This is a genomic window from Pseudomonas sp. DF5 (genome assembly GCF_058148225.1).
Map to the genome: position 1 here is coordinate 76,440 of NZ_JBYVYM010000029.1, position 15,511 is coordinate 91,950.

Genomic DNA, 15,511 nt, shown 5'->3' on the forward strand with positions numbered 1-15,511 from the left:
TTATGGGTGGAGTCAGCGTTCTGTACCGGGTGGTTTCATCGGCAGCACTACGTCCAGCTCACTTTTCCCCGGCATCGAGATCAGTTCGAATCGACCGCCAAAATGCTCGACCCGCTCACGGATATTACGCAGGCCAATGCCGGCCTGGCGACGTTCGACCTGGGCGACATTGAAGCCGATGCCATCGTCGATCACCGTCAACCGTACGGACTTTTCGCAGCCGTGCAGGGTAATGATGACGTGTTTTGCCTGGGCGTGGCGTTCGATGTTGGTCAGGCCTTCTTGCACAATGCGAAACAACGAGGCAGCGGCGCCATCGGCCAGGTGACAGTCGAATTCGTTATCGTTGAAGGTTACAACAAGACCGCTACGTTGCTCGAACTCGGCGGCGAGTTGACCGATTGCCGCTGGCAGGCCGAGGGTGTCGAGCAATGATGAGCGCAGGTCGTGGGAGAGGCTGCGAACCTCACCGATCGCTTCCCCCAGGCGCTCGGTTGCGTCTCTTAAAATGCTCAAGCCTTTGTCTTGGCCATTCTCCAGCACATGGCTGGCCAGTTCGAACTGAAACTTGATAGAGACCAGTAACTGGCTGATGCCATCGTGCAGCTCTCGGGAAACCCGTGACCGTTCTTCCTCCTGCAAGCTGACGATGCGCTGGGTCAGGCGCTGCAGCTTTTTGTCGGCCAGGCGATGTTCGCTGACGTTCAGCGTCATGCCGCTGGCGAACACAAACAGCACCGCCACGAGGGCCACCACGGCAATCGCCAGCATGGTGGTGCGGATGCCTTGAGCCACCTCGGCTCGTGCTTGCTGGGTGGCGCGTTCAACGTCTTCCAGGTAGATACCGGTGCCGAGCATCCAGCCCCAACGATCGAGCATCACCACGTAAGCCAGTTTGTCAGTGACTTGGCCGGAGGAGGGCTTGTTCCAGGCGTAACGTTGAAAGCCTTCACCCGACGCGGCACTTTTGAGCAACGCCTGGATCACCGGCAGGCCGTGAGGGTCTTTCATGTCCCACAGGTATTGGCCCACCAACTCCGACTGGCGCGCGTGCATCAGGCTGCGGCCCTCGCGGTCGTAGACGAAGAAGTAGCCATTGATGCCAAAGCTGAGCTTGCGCAGTTCTTCCAGCACTTGTTGCTGTGCGTGTTCGTCACCGCGACCGTCGTCGTACAGCGGCGCGATCAGGCTTTGCGCCATTTCTACGTAGTTTTTCAGTTCTGCGCGCTTGCTGGCCAGAATGCTGTCTTCGATCAGTTGCGCCTGTTGATCACCCAGTTGGCGGTTCAGGGAAATCACCAGCGCGCAGATGACCGCGATCGCCAACACCAACGGCAGAATCCCGAGCGCGACGATTTTGTGTTTGAGCTGCATCTCTACTCCTGGCCAGACCGAGGGAGGGCGAAGGCCCGGCATCATATGCCAAAGATACGCGCCTGCGGTCGTGATGAAATGCAAAACCTAAGGGAGTGAGCTGTGGCGAGGGGGCTTGCCACAGCCACAGGTGTTGCATCAGCGCCATCTACGTAGAACTACGTAGGCGCCACGTACGTAGTAACGCGGATTTATTTGTCGACAGCATGGGTGGATATTGGGCCCGCTCCGCAAAGCGGACACAATTATAATAATTACCGCCGCAGTCACTGACTGTCGGCAGGAGACACGCTATGCCCCGTCTGGCTAAACACCTCGCCTGGTTTGCCGTGGCTGTCTTGGGAGCGTTTGCGCTAAGTGTCGTGGCCCTGCGCCGCGGCGAAGCGATCAACGCCCTCTGGATCGTAGTCGCAGCCGTCGCTATCTATCTCGTCGCATACCGCTATTACAGCCTGTTCATCGCCACCAAGGTGATGCAACTCGACCCCAATCGAGCCACTCCCGCCGTACTCAACAACGATGGTCTGGACTACGTGCCGACCAACAAACACGTACTCTTCGGTCACCACTTCGCAGCCATCGCCGGCGCGGGGCCGCTGGTCGGTCCGGTGTTGGCGGCGCAGATGGGGTATCTGCCCGGTACGCTGTGGCTGATTGCCGGCGTGGTGTTGGCCGGTGCGGTTCAGGACTTCATGGTCCTGTTCATGTCCACCCGCCGCAACGGTCGCTCACTGGGCGACATGGTCCGTGAAGAAATGGGCCGCATCCCCGGCACCATCGCGCTGTTTGGCTGCTTCCTGATCATGATCATCATCCTCGCGGTGCTGGCGCTGATCGTGGTCAAGGCCCTGGCCGAAAGCCCTTGGGGCATCTTTACCGTGATGGCGACCATTCCGATCGCGATGTTCATGGGCGTCTACATGCGCTACATCCGCCCGGGCCGCATCGGTGAAATCTCGGTGATCGGCGTGGCGTTGCTGCTGGGCTCGATCTGGCTGGGCGGGCAGATTGCCGCTGATCCGGTCTGGGCCAAGGCCTTTACCTTCACCGGACTGCAAATTACCTGGATGCTGATCGGCTACGGTTTCGTGGCCGCCGTGTTGCCGGTATGGCTGATTCTCGCGCCGCGCGATTACCTGTCCACGTTCCTGAAGATCGGCACCATCGTTGCGCTGGCGATCGGCATTCTGGTCACCATGCCCGAGCTGAAAATGCCGGCATTGACCCAGTTCATCGACGGCACCGGGCCGGTGTGGAAGGGTGGGTTGTTCCCGTTCCTGTTCATCACCATCGCCTGTGGCGCGGTCTCGGGTTTTCACGCATTGATTGCTTCCGGCACCACGCCGAAGCTGCTTGCCAGTGAAGGCCATGCCCGTTACATCGGTTACGGCGGCATGCTGATGGAGTCCTTCGTGGCGATCATGGCAATGGTTGCCGCTTCGGTGATCGAGCCAGGCGTTTACTTCGCCATGAACAGCCCGGCGGCCCTTGTTGGCGCGGATGCTGTTTCGGTTGCGCAGACAGTCAGCAGCTGGGGTTTCGCGATTACCCCGGAAGCCCTGCAAGCGGTAGCCAAGGACATCGGTGAAACCACCATCCTGGCCCGTGCCGGCGGTGCGCCAACCCTGGCGGTGGGTATCGCGCAGATCCTGCACCACGTGCTGCCAGGTGAAAACACCATGGCGTTCTGGTACCACTTCGCGATCCTGTTTGAAGCGCTGTTCATCCTGACTGCGGTGGATGCCGGTACCCGTGCCGGGCGTTTCATGCTGCAGGACTTGCTCGGTTCCTTCGTGCCGGCGCTGAAACGCACCGAATCCTGGACCGCCAACCTGATCGCCACCGCCGGTTGCGTGGCGATGTGGGGCTACCTGCTGTATCAAGGTGTGATCGACCCGTTGGGCGGGATCAACACCTTGTGGCCACTGTTCGGTATCTCCAACCAGATGCTGGCTGGTATCGCGTTGATGCTGGCAACCGTCGTGCTGATCAAGATGAAACGCCAACGCTATGTGTGGGTAACCATGCTGCCCGCCGTGTGGCTGCTGATCTGCACCACCACCGCCGGTTTCATCAAACTGTTCGACGCCAACCCGGCCATCGGCTTCCTCGCGCTGGCCAAGAAGTACAGCGATGCCCTGGCCAACGGTCAGGTGCTCGCACCAGCCAAGAGCATCGAGCAGATGCAGCATGTGATCTACAACGCCTACACCAACGCAACGCTGACGGTGTTGTTCCTGCTCGTGGTGTTCAGCATCCTGTTCTTTGCGCTCAAGGTCGGTATCGCCGCCTGGGGCACCAAAGAACGCACGGATAAAGAAGCGCCATTCCATGCACTGCCGGATGCTTGATCGAGGAGGGCACCATGTTCAATGACCTGAGTCGCCTCGGCAAATACCTCGGTCAGGCCGCGCGCCTGATGGTCGGCATGCCCGACTACGACAACTACGTCGAGCATATGCAAACCGAACACCCGGACAAGCCGGTGATGAGCTACGAGATGTTCTTCCGCGAACGTCAGGAAGCCCGTTACGGCGGCAAGGCAGGGCCGAAGTGTTGCTGACCTGACAGCCAGGTTGATACAAACCCTGTGGGAGCGGCGGATCGCTGCACCGCCACTCCCACATTGATTTGCGCTTAACTGACTGGAATTTGCTGAATCCTGGCGTCCAACAGTTCATCGATCACCCCCATGAAGGCCTCGACCAGCAGACTGCGCCCTTGGGATCGCGTCAGTATCAGCAGTTGCGCGCAAGCTTCGGAGTCAGCCAGCGGGAGGTAGGTCACGCCCTTTTTTACCAACGTCTGGGTGCACTGGGGCACCAGCGCAACGCCTTGCCCGGCGGCCACCAGCGCAATGATCGAGGTGATCTGCCGTCCGGATGGGCCTAGGCGCAGGGGCAACCCGTTGCGTCGGTATAGTTGTTGAATGGATTCGTTGAGCCCCGAGCCGTAATCGACCGGAAACAAAATCAACGGGTACGCGCTGAGCTGGGCGAGGGTGACCTCGGCGTGGCTGGCCAACGGGTTGTCACTGGAAAGGGCCGCCACTAAGGGTTCTTCACCCAGGGACTGTACCCGGACCTCGGTTTGTCCGTTTTGAGGCAGCAACCGGCTCATACCAATATCGATACGACCATCGGCGACTTGTGACCATAGACTGCTGGACGCACCTTCCACCAGCGTCAGTTGAACCTCTGGAAAGCGTTGGGCAAAAGCTTGAATGGCCTGGCTGAACAGGTCTGACAGGGCAATCGAGCTGGCGTAGCCCAACACGAGTTGCCCGGCCGAGCCAGCGGCCAGCTTGCCGGCGATGATTTCGGTCAGGTCGGCCTGCTCCAGCATGGCGCGCGCATAAGGCAGAAAATGCCGGCCATGGGCCGTGAGCGACACCGTGCGGCTGGTACGGTCAAACAGACGAAACCCCAGCTCGGCTTCCAGAGCGGAGATCTGCCGGGTCAACGGCGGCTGGGCGAGGTGCAGACGCAGTGCCGCGCGACCAAAGTGCAGCTCTTCGGCGACCGTCAAAAAGTAACGTAACTTGCGTAGATCCAGCATCCTGTTCCTTGGGTATTGATCGGTCCGAATTCGGTATTGGTCTTCGGCAGCCCGCGTATTCTATAAAGGCCTCCTGTCATAAAACGAGAGGCCTCATGAATTCGCGTCTGCAGAGTGCTCGCATCGCCTTGTTTTTGTGTGGTTGCGCGGCCTTCCTCAACCTGTATTCAACCCAGAGCATCCTTCAGGAATTTGCCCTGAGTTTTCAGGTGAGCGCCCGGCAGGCGGGATGGAGCATCACGGTGACCACCCTGGCGGTCGCCATCACCGCGCCCTTTGTCAGCCGTCTTACCCGTCGCTTTGAACAACGCTCGGTGATTGTCGGCGCGGCATTGCTATTGGCGGTGCCGGCACTGCTGACAGCCCATGCCGACAGCTTTAGCGAGCTGTTGGTCTGGCGCTTTGTCGAAGGCATGTTGATTCCGGTGGTATTCGCCACCAGCGTAGCCTACATCGGCGACCGCTGGAGCGGTGGCACTGTCACGGTGGTCACCAGCCTCTACGTGGCCGGTACCGTACTGGGTGGGTTTGCCGGGCGCTTCGTGACCGGGCTCATGACCGAATATGTGGGCTGGCGTGAGGCCTTTGAACTGCTGGCAGCAATGAGCGTGTTCGTCGGCGTGGCCATCCACTTTCTGCTGCCGGCCAATCCGGTGTTGGCTACCAAAAATTCGCCACTGCGTTTGCAAGCCCTTCGCGATCTGTGCCGCAAACCCTTGCTGGCGGCGTATGGCGTGGGCTTTTGTGTGTTGTTTTCGCAAGTCGCGACCTTCACTTACGCCGGACTGTACCTCAGCCAGACGCCTTTCAATCTCGGCGCTGCGGCCCTCGGGACGATCTATGCGGTGTTCCTGCTGGCACTGGTGGTGATCCCCATCGTCGGACGCTTGAGCAAATCGCGACCGCAATCCGAATTGCTGGTGGCCGCGGTGTTACTGGGCGTCTGTGGCTCGCTCCTGACACTGCTGCCCTCGCTGTGGCTGATCGTGCTGGGTCTGGCGCTGAGTTCAACCGGCGTGTTTCTGGCCCAGGCCTGCGCCAATGCCTTTATTACGGCCACGGCCCGACATAACAAAGCCGGGGCGGTGGGGCTGTACCTGACGGGTTATTACCTGGGCGGCAGTTTCGGCGCCGTTGGCCCCGCGATGATCTGGAATCGCTGGGGTTGGCAGGGGTGTGTGGCGCTGATCATCGGCTTCCAGTTGTTGTCGTTGCTGATCGCCTTGACCGGCTGGAAACCCCTTGAACCCGATACACCGGTCGCGCACGACCGTAACGGTTCCGAACGAACCGGTGAACCTGCCTGAATCATCATCCAATAAAGGAATATAAGAGGTGACCATGAGTAACGTACTGACCCGCCAGAGCCAGTTGTTGAAGATCGTCGAACCGGTGTTGAACGACATGCCTGCCAGTGTCTTGAAGCATGCGCTGTTCGAGGCGTTCTGGAGTGAAGAGGGTGCGCTTGTGGACATCGAAAATGCCTTTGAGACACTGACTTCGCGCCGCCATCCGCCAGCAGCCTTGCGTAAGTTTTTCGCCAGTTGCTCCAAGACCAACAACTCGACTTCTACTGTCGAGTAGATGGAGTACTAATGGAACGGACTGACTATTTAAAACTGCGTGTTGACGTGCAGCGGGAGCTAACTAGCGGGATTAACTCTGAGTTTCTGGATGTTGACGACCTTGTTAGTAGCGTGATGCGAATTTTTTTGCGCTCTTTGTCTGACGGTGAAGTAAAGCGTCAGCGTGCAAGTCGTACGTTAAAACCTTCAGGTGTAATCCTGAAATCACCTGGTGCTGGAAATCGTCTGGGAGATTTTCGCTGAGTATCTGCATCGCAAATCCGGCGGATGAAAGATTGTGCGCAACTGTTGCAGTAATGGCGGAACCATGAACGATTTGAAAGACGAAGTATCTTCTTTGCAGGGGCCGCAATCGACCGATGCCTCTGTACGTCGACGATCTCTGCTGGCTGGCTGCGGCGCACACGCCGTGCATGATGGCCTGACCGACGTCATCTATGTGCTATTGCCGATCTGGCAGGCGCAGTTCGCCTTGAGCTACGCCCAAATCGGCTTGTTGCGTGGTGCTTACTCCGGGATGATGGCCGGTTTCCAGCTGTTGGCAAGCCGGGCCGCCAGGCGATGGGGGCGAGAGCGCTTGCTGGTGGGCGGGACCGCGCTCGCGGGGTTCGCTTACTTACTGGCAGGGCAGGCTGGCGGCTTGACGGTGTTGTTGTTGGCGCTGGTGTTGGGCGGATTGGGCGCTAGCACCCAACACCCACTGGCGTCTTCCTTGATCACCGATACGCACGAGGAGGGCGCGGGCGTCAAACAAGCATTGTCGCAGTACAACTTCTCCGGAGACATCGGCAAAACGTTGATACCAGGGTTGGTCGGCCTGTTACTGACGGTCATCAGCTGGCGCGCGAGCGTCACGCTGATAGGCCTGCTCGGTCTGGCCGCCGCCGGTCTGCTGTGGTGGCTGATTCCGGTGCGCGCGGTAACTTCATCCGGTCAGGGCAAGGCCTCCAGGGCAATCATGGGAAATGGCTCCGCCAGCGGGCTGCGGGCGCTCATCGTGACCGGCACACTGGACAGTGCAGTACGGATGGGGTTTCTCACCTTCTTGCCGTTCCTGCTGAAAGAGAAGGGGGCCGGGACGGCAGGCATAGGTCTGGCGCTGACAATGTTGTTTGTGGGCGGTGCATTCGGCAAGTTGCTGTGCGGCTATCTGGGCGCGCGCATCGGCATGATGAAAACCGTATGGCTGACCGAGTTCACCACCGCGGTGTTGATCATCATGTCGGTGTACCTGCCGCTGTTCGGCCTGATGGCGGTGTTGCCGCTGCTGGGGCTGGCGTTGAACGGAACATCGTCGGTGCTGTATGGCGCCGTGCCGGACCTGGCTGGCCCAGGCAAACGAGAGCACGCCTTCGCCGTGTTCTACACCGGCACCATCGGTGGCGGGGCGCTGGCACCGGTATTGTTTGGCAGCCTGGGCGACATCACAGGTATTCCTGCTGCTGTGATCATGTTGGCAGCCACACTGTTGTTGACACTGCCCTTGTCCTGGTATGTGCAACGAGGCCTGGACGCTGATGCCCACCTTTATCAGAACGCGGGTTGATCGACCGTTTGCAGGTTCGATCAAGAAGCCCCGAGTCGCCGTTCTTTAATCGTTTTCGCAGGTAAAAAAATGAATAACAGCGAGACCTCTGCAATCCGGTTTTCGTTATCCCGTCGCGCTCTTGATCTCAGCGCGCCAGGAACATCGAGCATGCGCAGTAAAGCGAATGCCCTGAAAGAAAGTGGTATCAAAGTGATTAACTTTGCAGCCGGCGAGTTATCGCTCGACGCCTGCCAGGAGATGAAGGCGGGTGCCATCGCAGCAATAGAAGGGGCGCGAAATCGTTATACGCCGCCCATAGGGCTGCCTCGGCTGCGTGAAAAGCTCGCAGAACATGTCAGTCAACGTTGCGGGGTTGAGTTTGCCGCCAATGAAGTGGCGGTGACCGCCGGGGCCAAGCAAGCGCTCTTCAACGCGTCAATGGTGCTGCTCAATCCTGGTGATGAGGTGATTATTCCTGTGCCTTACTGGGAAACATTTCCGACGCAAATTCTTCTTGCCGGTGCCATTCCCGTGTTTGTCGATACCCAACCCGATGACTACCGATTGACCTGCAAGGCGGTCGAAAGAGCACTCACCAGCCGCACTAAAATGATCGTGATCAACACGCCAAACAATCCGACCGGAACGGTCTATCAAAGAGAGCAGTTATTGGGGATCGCCCAACTCGCGTTTGATCATCAGCTTTGGGTGGTTTTCGACGAGTGCTATCGCAAATTGGTACGTCATCCCCACGTGCATCACAACATTCTGTCGCTATTTCCATTGCTGAAAAGACAGACGATTCTGGTTGATTCGTTCTCCAAGAGCCAGGCCGTAACAGGCTGGCGAGTGGGTTATGCCTGCGCACCGACAGAGGTGATCGGCGCCATGCATAACCTGCAGGGGCACACGACTTCCAACCCTAGCAGTCTCGCCCAGTATGCGGCGCTGAACACGTTGATCGCCGATTCTGCGCACTTTGGTGACGAGGTGAACAGGTTTCTCGACGAACAACTGCTGGTGGCGTGTACCGGCCTCGGTCATGTGGATGGCATCCGGTGCGCGCCACCGGAAGGGGCGTTTTATCTGTTTATCGATGTCTCCCGAAAGTTGGGTTGCCGTTACCTCGGAACGACAATCCGCGACGTCGATCATCTCTCCGATTTGCTATTGACCGAGGCACACATTGCGGTGGTTCCCGGCTCTGGCTGCGGCGATCCCCATAGCATTCGAATTTCGTACGCCGTTGAGCGTGAAGAGTTGATCGAAGGTTTGACGCGCTTTGGACAATTCATGTCGCAAGTCGTCACGGATTGATCGAGCGTGTTAGTGGTCATCGTTATTCATCTTGTCGTAGAGAAGCCCCATCAATAACAAGGAGAGCAACGCCATGGAGAAATCGAGCCAGAAGTTTATCGATTACGTCAATCAGGCACTGGTCGATGTCGAGGACAGAAATCTTGTTGAGGCCCTGCTGAGTGGTTTTCACAACAACCCTGACAAGTTGAATGCCTATTGCGAGACCTATGAGGACATGACATCCAGCAACTGGACAGCGTCTTCACTGTGTACGTTCTTTTGTGGCTGGAGGAGCCCGGACGGGGCAGCCCATGCGGTATCGAGCATTATCGTGCGGATACTTCAGGAATCCGAATCGTTGAACGACGACGCCAGGTTGAAGATGCTGGAGGCGGCGCGGCATTGCGGGGAGATCATCATCGAAGATGTAGGGCTTGGCGAAATGCATGGGCACCCACACCATTCAAAGTTGTATTACCGCATGGCATCCGCCATTTGTGGTTCTGACGACTGGCGCCTGCAGGACAAGTTTCTGGATCCTGTCACCAAAGAGTTTTCCACCTGGGTCGGGCAAAAAAGACCGCTGGCGCCGGACCTCACCGAAGCGCTGGAAATGATGGCCATGACCGAATTGTTCAACACCGGCGAATACAACTTGATGACTCCGATGTGGAAGCAGTGGCTTCGGGAAGTTCGCGGCTATCCATCGGGTGAAGCCAATCGAGTCGCTGCATTTCTCAGCGTTCATTGCGGAAGTGTAGAAGCCCGGCATTTCAGGCATGCGGCAGAGGCTTTGAGACTCTATGCCAGCGCTACCCATCAAGAGATCAACTATCGGCGTATCGAAAGTCTGTCCCTGGAGTACGTGGCCAAGGCCTGCGAACACCTTGGAAAGATGGCGTCTGTGTTGAAAAGCGAAGTGCCTGCCTGGGATTAATGTGATTTGACCGCTTATCAGTGATTTGTAGTGACAGTTACCGTCCGGGAGCCGCTCATTCAATTATAAAAATGGAGCGTAAATTCGCATGATCGACACTGACATCCGCCCAACCAGCCTGGCAACTCTGCTCGAGAGTAAGCGTTGCCTTCGCGTACTTGAAGCTCATAGTCCGATTTCAGCCTTGCTGGCACAACGAGCCAGACTCGAACTGGCGTCCGGGCAACATGTTTCATACGACGCCATTTGGTCGAGTTCGTTGACGGACTCGACACAGCGAGGTTTACCCGACATCGAAATTCTCTCTCCCAGTAACCGTCTGCACGGTATTCGCGAGATCTTTGATGTCTGCTCGTTGCCGTTGATATTCGATGGTGATACCGGCGGCAAACCGGAGCACTTTGCGATTCACATCAAAATGCTCGAGCGTGCCGGCGTCTCGGCGGTGGTCATCGAAGATAAATGCGGACTGAAGAAGAACTCGTTATTTGGTAATGCCGTCAGCCAGGAGCAAGACTCCATCGAAGAGTTCTGCGAGAAGATCCGCGTGGGTTGCGCCAGTCGAAGCCATCGGGACCTGATGATCATTGCGCGATGTGAAAGCCTGATTCTGGACCGGGGCATGGAGGATGCCATCGAGCGTTGTCTGGCGTATGTGGAGGCGGGCGCTGATGGAATCATGATTCACAGCCGGAAAAAGGACGGTCTGGAAATCCTCGAGTTTGCCCGGCTGTTTCGCCTGTACTGCGCACAGGTGCCGCTGATTTGCGTGCCGACGAGTTACGCCCACCTGCGATTTGACGAACTGGAGAAAGCGGGATTCAACGCGGTGATTTATGCCAATCACATGTTGCGCAGTGCGTACCTGGCGATGAGAGAGGTTGCCAATGGAATACTGGCCAATGGTCGAACGCTGGAGATGGAGCCTCGTTGTCTCGGGATCAATGAAATACTCGATCTGGTGCCTGGCACCCGATAGTTCAGTGGCTTCACCGAGGCGACGGCTCGCTTCGGTTGAGTACCAGGCTCTCCAGGGCACTCGATATTACTGGACGCTCATGGTGTGACCTGATAACCACGCTGCTGCATGCAACTGCTATAGGCGGAAGAAGTGGCGGTCGTATTCTGCTCTGCGGTTCGGCGGTCCTGACGACGATCCTGACGCTGCCGTGATCCGCCGACTGCCGCTCCTGCCACCGCCGCATTCTTGGCTTTGTTCTGCCGATATTCCTGTTTGACATCCTCATCAACCCGGTCGGCCACTTCGTCATACTGCCGACCTCGCGCGCCGGCGACCGCAGCGCCTGCTACGGCACCTGCAGCGGCACCACGGGCACGTCCACCCGATTGTGAGCTCGTCGTGCTGGTGCTGGTCGTGTTGCCGGCCTGAGCCTGGCATGAGGCAATGTCTTGCTGGACGATTTCGGGGGTCTGCCCCTTCAGCGGCGTTATGGTCTCGGCAGTCACGCAAAGGCTGGCCACGCAGAGCATCGTAGCGGTACACGATAAGAAAGACTTTTTCATAGAGACTCCACTGCTATCGAGGTGCTTTGGAGTGACGGCTTTCGCAAAATCGCTGATTAAAGCGGCGCGAATGACCCCATAAAAATATGTTCCGCTTCAGGGACGAGCTAATGGGGTGGGTACGTTAACCTTTAAACTTTAGCTCACCGTTTCCACTTGCTTCCCGCCTCTTATCAGATTCTCGAACCGGCTCGACTCAAAACATTTCTGTGTTGGCAAAACGACGACGATGATCGGCAGGACGCCCTCCATGATCGCTGATCATGTTCTAGACTCACCGGGGTCCTAATGGAGTTAAACGTCAAGAGCAGAAGGGCCGTCCGCGCGATTTGGATAAAGCCAATGAGCGATCTGCAAGCTGATAGCCGCCCCTTCAGGTTCTATCTATCGGTAGTCATCTACTGGCACTTGCGAGGTCTTTTCAATGGCAAAGGACAAGAAGAAAGCCCCAAAAAAATCCGTTGTAAGCCCGAAGCTCAACAACAAGGATTATCTTGAGCAGTTGCGTAAGTTGCATGTTGAACTGGTCAAGCTGCAGGAATGGGTAAAACACAAGGGCATCAAAGTCTGTATCGTCTTCGAGGGCCGCGACGGAGCCGGCAAGGGCGGGACAATCAAGGCGCTGACCGAGCGGGTGAGCCCGCGGGTTTTTCGAGTGGTGGCGTTACCTGCACCCACTGATCGAGAGAAGAGCCAGATGTACCTGCAGCGCTATTTGCCGCACCTGCCCGCGGCGGGCGAGGTGGTGATCTTCGATCGCAGTTGGTACAACCGTGCGGGCGTCGAACGCGTGATGGGCTTCTGCACCGACGAGCAGGTGACCGCTTTCCTGAAGGCGGTTCCCCTGGTGGAACGCGCAATCGTCGATTCGGGCATCATTCTTCTCAAGTACTGGCTGGAAGTCAGCGAGGAGGAGCAAACCCGCCGGCTCGAAGCACGGATCGAGGATGGACGCAAAATCTGGAAGCTGTCGCCAATGGATCTGAAGTCATACAGTCGCTGGTATGACTACTCACGAGCACGTGACGACATGTTCACGATGACCGACTCCGAGCATAGTCCATGGCTTGTGGCCAACTCGAATGACAAGCGGCGGGCTCGCCTCAATATCATCGCCGATTTACTCAGTCGCATTCCTTACAAGGATATACCGCGCGAGAAAGTGATATTGCCCAAACGCCAGAAGGCAGGTGGTTATCGCGAACCGGATTATCCGCTACGGCGAATTCCCGAAAAATTCTGATGGATTGCTGAGCGAATCTTTCGCCAAGGCTGCATTGCCATGAATCATTCGGATATTTTGCCTCCCGCCCCGGAACCGGGGCGGATTGCGCACCGCAAGTCGAGCAACGGCCAGTCCCTCTGGGACCGTTGGCTCCCGGGACTGCGTACATTGCGCGGATACCAGATGGTATGGTTGCGCCACGACCTCGTGGCCGGACTGGTGCTCACCACAATGCTGGTACCCGTTGGCATCGCCTATGCGGTGGCATCGGGAGTACCCGGTATCTATGGGCTCTACGCAACAATCGTTCCATTAATTGCTTATGCGCTGTTCGGTCCCAGCCGGATTCTGGTGCTCGGGCCGGACTCTTCGCTGGCTGCCGTCATCCTGGCCGTCGTCCTGCCACTGTCTGGTGGCGATCCGCATCGAGCGATCGCCCTCGCGGGCATGATGGCGATCGTCTCGGGGGTGGTGTGTATCCTGGCGGGCATCGCGCGTCTGGGCTTTATTACCGAGCTGTTGTCCAAACCGATCCGCTACGGCTACATGAACGGGATCGCGCTGGTGGTATTGATCAGCCAACTGCCAAAGTTTTTCGGTTTTTCAATCGAAACCGACGGGCCGCTGAGAAATTTATGGGCGATCGCTACGGCAGTGATGAATGGGAAAACCAATTGGGCCGCGTTCATGGTGGGCGCAGGCACTCTGGCGGTGATCCTGCTACTCAAGAGCAACAAACGCGTGCCGGGCATTCTGATCGCCGTGGCAGGCGCGACCATCGCCGTCGGTGTACTGGACCTTGCAGCGCGCGCCGGGGTGTCAGTCCTGGGATCGCTCCCGCAGGGGCTGCCGGCATTCGCCATTCCCTGGATCACGAGGGCTGATATCGTCCCCGTCCTGATCGGTGGTTGTGCGGTCGCCCTCGTTTCGTTTGCCGACACCAGTGTGCTCTCTCGTGTCTATGCGGCGCGGACTCGTACGTATGTGGACCCGAACCAGGAAATGGTCGGGCTCGGCTTCGCCAACCTCGCCGCCGGGCTTTTTCAGGGTTTTCCAATCAGCAGCAGTTCATCTCGCACTCCCGTGGCCGAGGCCGCAGGCGCCAAAACCCAACTGACCGGTGTCGTCGGTGCGATTGCCGTTGCCTTATTGCTGATGGTGGCGCCGAACCTGTTGCAGAACCTGCCCACCAGCGCATTGGCGGCAGTGGTGATCGCATCCGCCATCGGCCTGATCGAAGTGGCTGACCTGCGACGAATCTATCGCATCCAGCGCTGGGAATTCTGGCTGTCGATCGTCTGCACCATAGGCGTGGCCGTACTGGGCGCGATCGAGGGCATAGGCCTGGCCATCGTGATAGCCGTCATCGAGTTCCTGTGGGATGGCTGGCGCCCGTACTCGGCGGTTCTGGGCAGCCCGGAAGAGATCCGGGGTTACCACGACATCAAGCGCTATCCCGACGCACGCCTTATCCCAGGTCTGGTTTTGTTTCGCTGGGATGCACCTTTGTTTTTCGCCAATGCCGAGCTGTTCAATGACCGGGTACTGGACGCCGTGGCAGCATCGCCTACGCCCGTGCGTTGGCTTGTTGTAGCGTCGGAACCGGTCACCAGCGTGGACGTAACTTCTGCCGATATGCTGGCTGAACTCGATGAAACCTTGCGTGGGGCGGGTATCAAGTTGTGCGTGGCCGAGATGAAGGACCCGGTCAAGGACAAGCTGAAGCGATTCGGGCTTTTCGCTCGGCTTGGCGAAACGGCGTTTTTTCCAACGATAGACGATGCGGTCGAAAGTTATCTCGTGATTCACCCAGTGGATTAGCCTGCGCCAATGCGCTTCGCAGTCAGGATCTCCCGGGAAAGCAAAGCGCTCGTGGACGCTCGGCTTTCACAGGAGAATGGGTTTATTCAAAGTGTTCGGGGTTGACCGGATCACCCGATTTCATATCCAGTTGGACACGCACGTCTTCGAAAATCTTGTCGTAGTATTTGTGATTCGAACCGAGGCTGCTTTGCGCCTTGGAGATGCCGTACCGCTCAAGAATTTTCGTGATGTTGCTGGCAAAGTTGCAGGCTTCTTCCTTGGATAAATAGAACGATTCAGTCAATGGCTTGCCCTCGACCGAGCCTTGCAACTTGAAGAGCATCCCTTTGCCTTGCTTGGGATCCTTTGCCACTTCATAGAGGATGTGCAAATCGTAGCTAACATCGTTCTTGTGCAGTGCGTGGCGTTCGATGTGCAGATCCCCGGGGGTGAACGTTGCCATTACCGTCTCTCCTCACAAATAAGTAATCCCAGGCTTCTCGGTGCTGATACGGGTTCCGGCCGTGCCCTGGACGATTGCTTCAATATCCGCGAGTGAGCCGATCACCGCGACCTTTCCAGTATGGCGGGCGAACTCGCAGGCCGCCTGGACCTTTGGTCCCATGGAGCCGGCCGCGAAGCCGAGTTTTTCCATTTCATCCGGGTGGGCCTGGGCA

The 15,511-nt window shown here is 57.7% G+C and carries 14 protein-coding genes and 2 pseudogenes; 11 read left to right on the forward strand and 5 right to left on the reverse strand.

The genetic code is table 11. The features are described 5' to 3' along the window. Window positions 1-12: 12 nt before the first annotated feature. Window positions 13-1,374, reverse strand: coding sequence for a cache domain-containing protein (locus AC30D7_RS23725; protein ID WP_490135708.1), 1,362 nt, complete (start codon window positions 1,372-1,374; stop codon window positions 13-15). A 293-nt stretch (window positions 1,375-1,667) separates the two neighbouring features. On the opposite strand from AC30D7_RS23725, the gene AC30D7_RS23730 reads away from it, so the two are divergent. Together AC30D7_RS23730 and AC30D7_RS23735 are read left to right on the forward strand one after the other, a co-directional pair. Next, complete coding sequence (locus tag AC30D7_RS23730) at window positions 1,668-3,725, forward strand: carbon starvation CstA family protein (protein ID WP_490135709.1); 2,058 nt, start codon at window positions 1,668-1,670, stop codon at window positions 3,723-3,725. Between the two features lie 14 nt (window positions 3,726-3,739). Beyond that, the gene (locus AC30D7_RS23735; RefSeq protein ID WP_007938220.1) at window positions 3,740-3,937 is read left to right on the forward strand and encodes a YbdD/YjiX family protein; all 198 of its coding nucleotides are present in this window, start codon (window positions 3,740-3,742) and stop codon (window positions 3,935-3,937) included. Window positions 3,938-4,011: 74 nt separating this feature from the next. Here AC30D7_RS23735 and AC30D7_RS23740 read toward each other — a convergent pair whose 3' ends face one another. After that, complete coding sequence (locus tag AC30D7_RS23740; RefSeq protein ID WP_490135710.1) at window positions 4,012-4,932, reverse strand: LysR family transcriptional regulator; 921 nt, start codon at window positions 4,930-4,932, stop codon at window positions 4,012-4,014. 95 nt (window positions 4,933-5,027) lie between these two features. On the opposite strand from AC30D7_RS23740, the gene AC30D7_RS23745 reads away from it, so the two are divergent. The 7 genes and pseudogenes from AC30D7_RS23745 (at window position 5,028) to aepX (ending at window position 11,261) form a co-directional block, all read left to right on the forward strand. Beyond that, window positions 5,028-6,239, forward strand: coding sequence for an MFS transporter (locus AC30D7_RS23745; protein WP_490135711.1), 1,212 nt, complete (start codon window positions 5,028-5,030; stop codon window positions 6,237-6,239). Between the two features lie 34 nt (window positions 6,240-6,273). After that, window positions 6,274-6,510, forward strand: a pseudogene (locus AC30D7_RS23750) (hypothetical protein); the annotation flags it as partial. A gap of 17 nt (window positions 6,511-6,527) precedes the next feature. After that, window positions 6,528-6,761, forward strand: a complete 234-nt coding sequence (locus AC30D7_RS23755) for a hypothetical protein (protein WP_156043939.1) — start codon at window positions 6,528-6,530, stop codon at window positions 6,759-6,761. Between the two features lie 64 nt (window positions 6,762-6,825). Beyond that, window positions 6,826-8,064, forward strand: coding sequence for an MFS transporter (locus tag AC30D7_RS23760; protein WP_490135712.1), 1,239 nt, complete (start codon window positions 6,826-6,828; stop codon window positions 8,062-8,064). 69 nt (window positions 8,065-8,133) lie between these two features. Further along, window positions 8,134-9,363 (forward strand): pyridoxal phosphate-dependent aminotransferase, encoded by a 1,230-nt coding sequence (locus tag AC30D7_RS23765; protein ID WP_490135713.1) that lies wholly within the window; start codon window positions 8,134-8,136, stop codon window positions 9,361-9,363. 73 nt (window positions 9,364-9,436) lie between these two features. Then, entirely contained in the window at window positions 9,437-10,282 is an 846-nt protein-coding gene (locus AC30D7_RS23770; protein ID WP_490135714.1) for a hypothetical protein, read from the forward strand. A gap of 88 nt (window positions 10,283-10,370) precedes the next feature. Further along, window positions 10,371-11,261, forward strand: coding sequence for a phosphoenolpyruvate mutase (aepX, locus tag AC30D7_RS23775; RefSeq protein ID WP_490135715.1), 891 nt, complete (start codon window positions 10,371-10,373; stop codon window positions 11,259-11,261). Between the two features lie 77 nt (window positions 11,262-11,338). Here aepX and AC30D7_RS23780 read toward each other — a convergent pair whose 3' ends face one another. Continuing rightward, window positions 11,339-11,806: a hypothetical protein gene (locus tag AC30D7_RS23780; RefSeq protein WP_490135716.1), complete on the reverse strand. Its 468-nt coding sequence runs from the start codon at window positions 11,804-11,806 to the stop codon at window positions 11,339-11,341. Between the two features lie 424 nt (window positions 11,807-12,230). On the opposite strand from AC30D7_RS23780, the gene ppk2 reads away from it, so the two are divergent. Together ppk2 and AC30D7_RS23790 are read left to right on the forward strand one after the other, a co-directional pair. After that, window positions 12,231-13,049 (forward strand): polyphosphate kinase 2, encoded by an 819-nt coding sequence (gene ppk2, locus AC30D7_RS23785; protein ID WP_490135717.1) that lies wholly within the window; start codon window positions 12,231-12,233, stop codon window positions 13,047-13,049. A 39-nt stretch (window positions 13,050-13,088) separates the two neighbouring features. Continuing rightward, the gene (locus AC30D7_RS23790; RefSeq protein WP_490135718.1) at window positions 13,089-14,852 is read left to right on the forward strand and encodes a SulP family inorganic anion transporter; all 1,764 of its coding nucleotides are present in this window, start codon (window positions 13,089-13,091) and stop codon (window positions 14,850-14,852) included. An 82-nt stretch (window positions 14,853-14,934) separates the two neighbouring features. Here the strand turns inward: AC30D7_RS23790 and AC30D7_RS23795 are convergent, their stop codons facing one another. Both AC30D7_RS23795 and AC30D7_RS23800 read right to left on the reverse strand, forming a co-directional pair. Continuing rightward, a complete protein-coding gene (locus tag AC30D7_RS23795; RefSeq protein ID WP_490135719.1) occupies window positions 14,935-15,297 on the reverse strand; it encodes a DUF5064 family protein in 363 nt (120 codons plus the stop codon). 12 nt (window positions 15,298-15,309) lie between these two features. Beyond that, window positions 15,310-15,511 (reverse strand): annotated as a pseudogene (locus AC30D7_RS23800) (carbamate kinase); the annotation flags it as partial.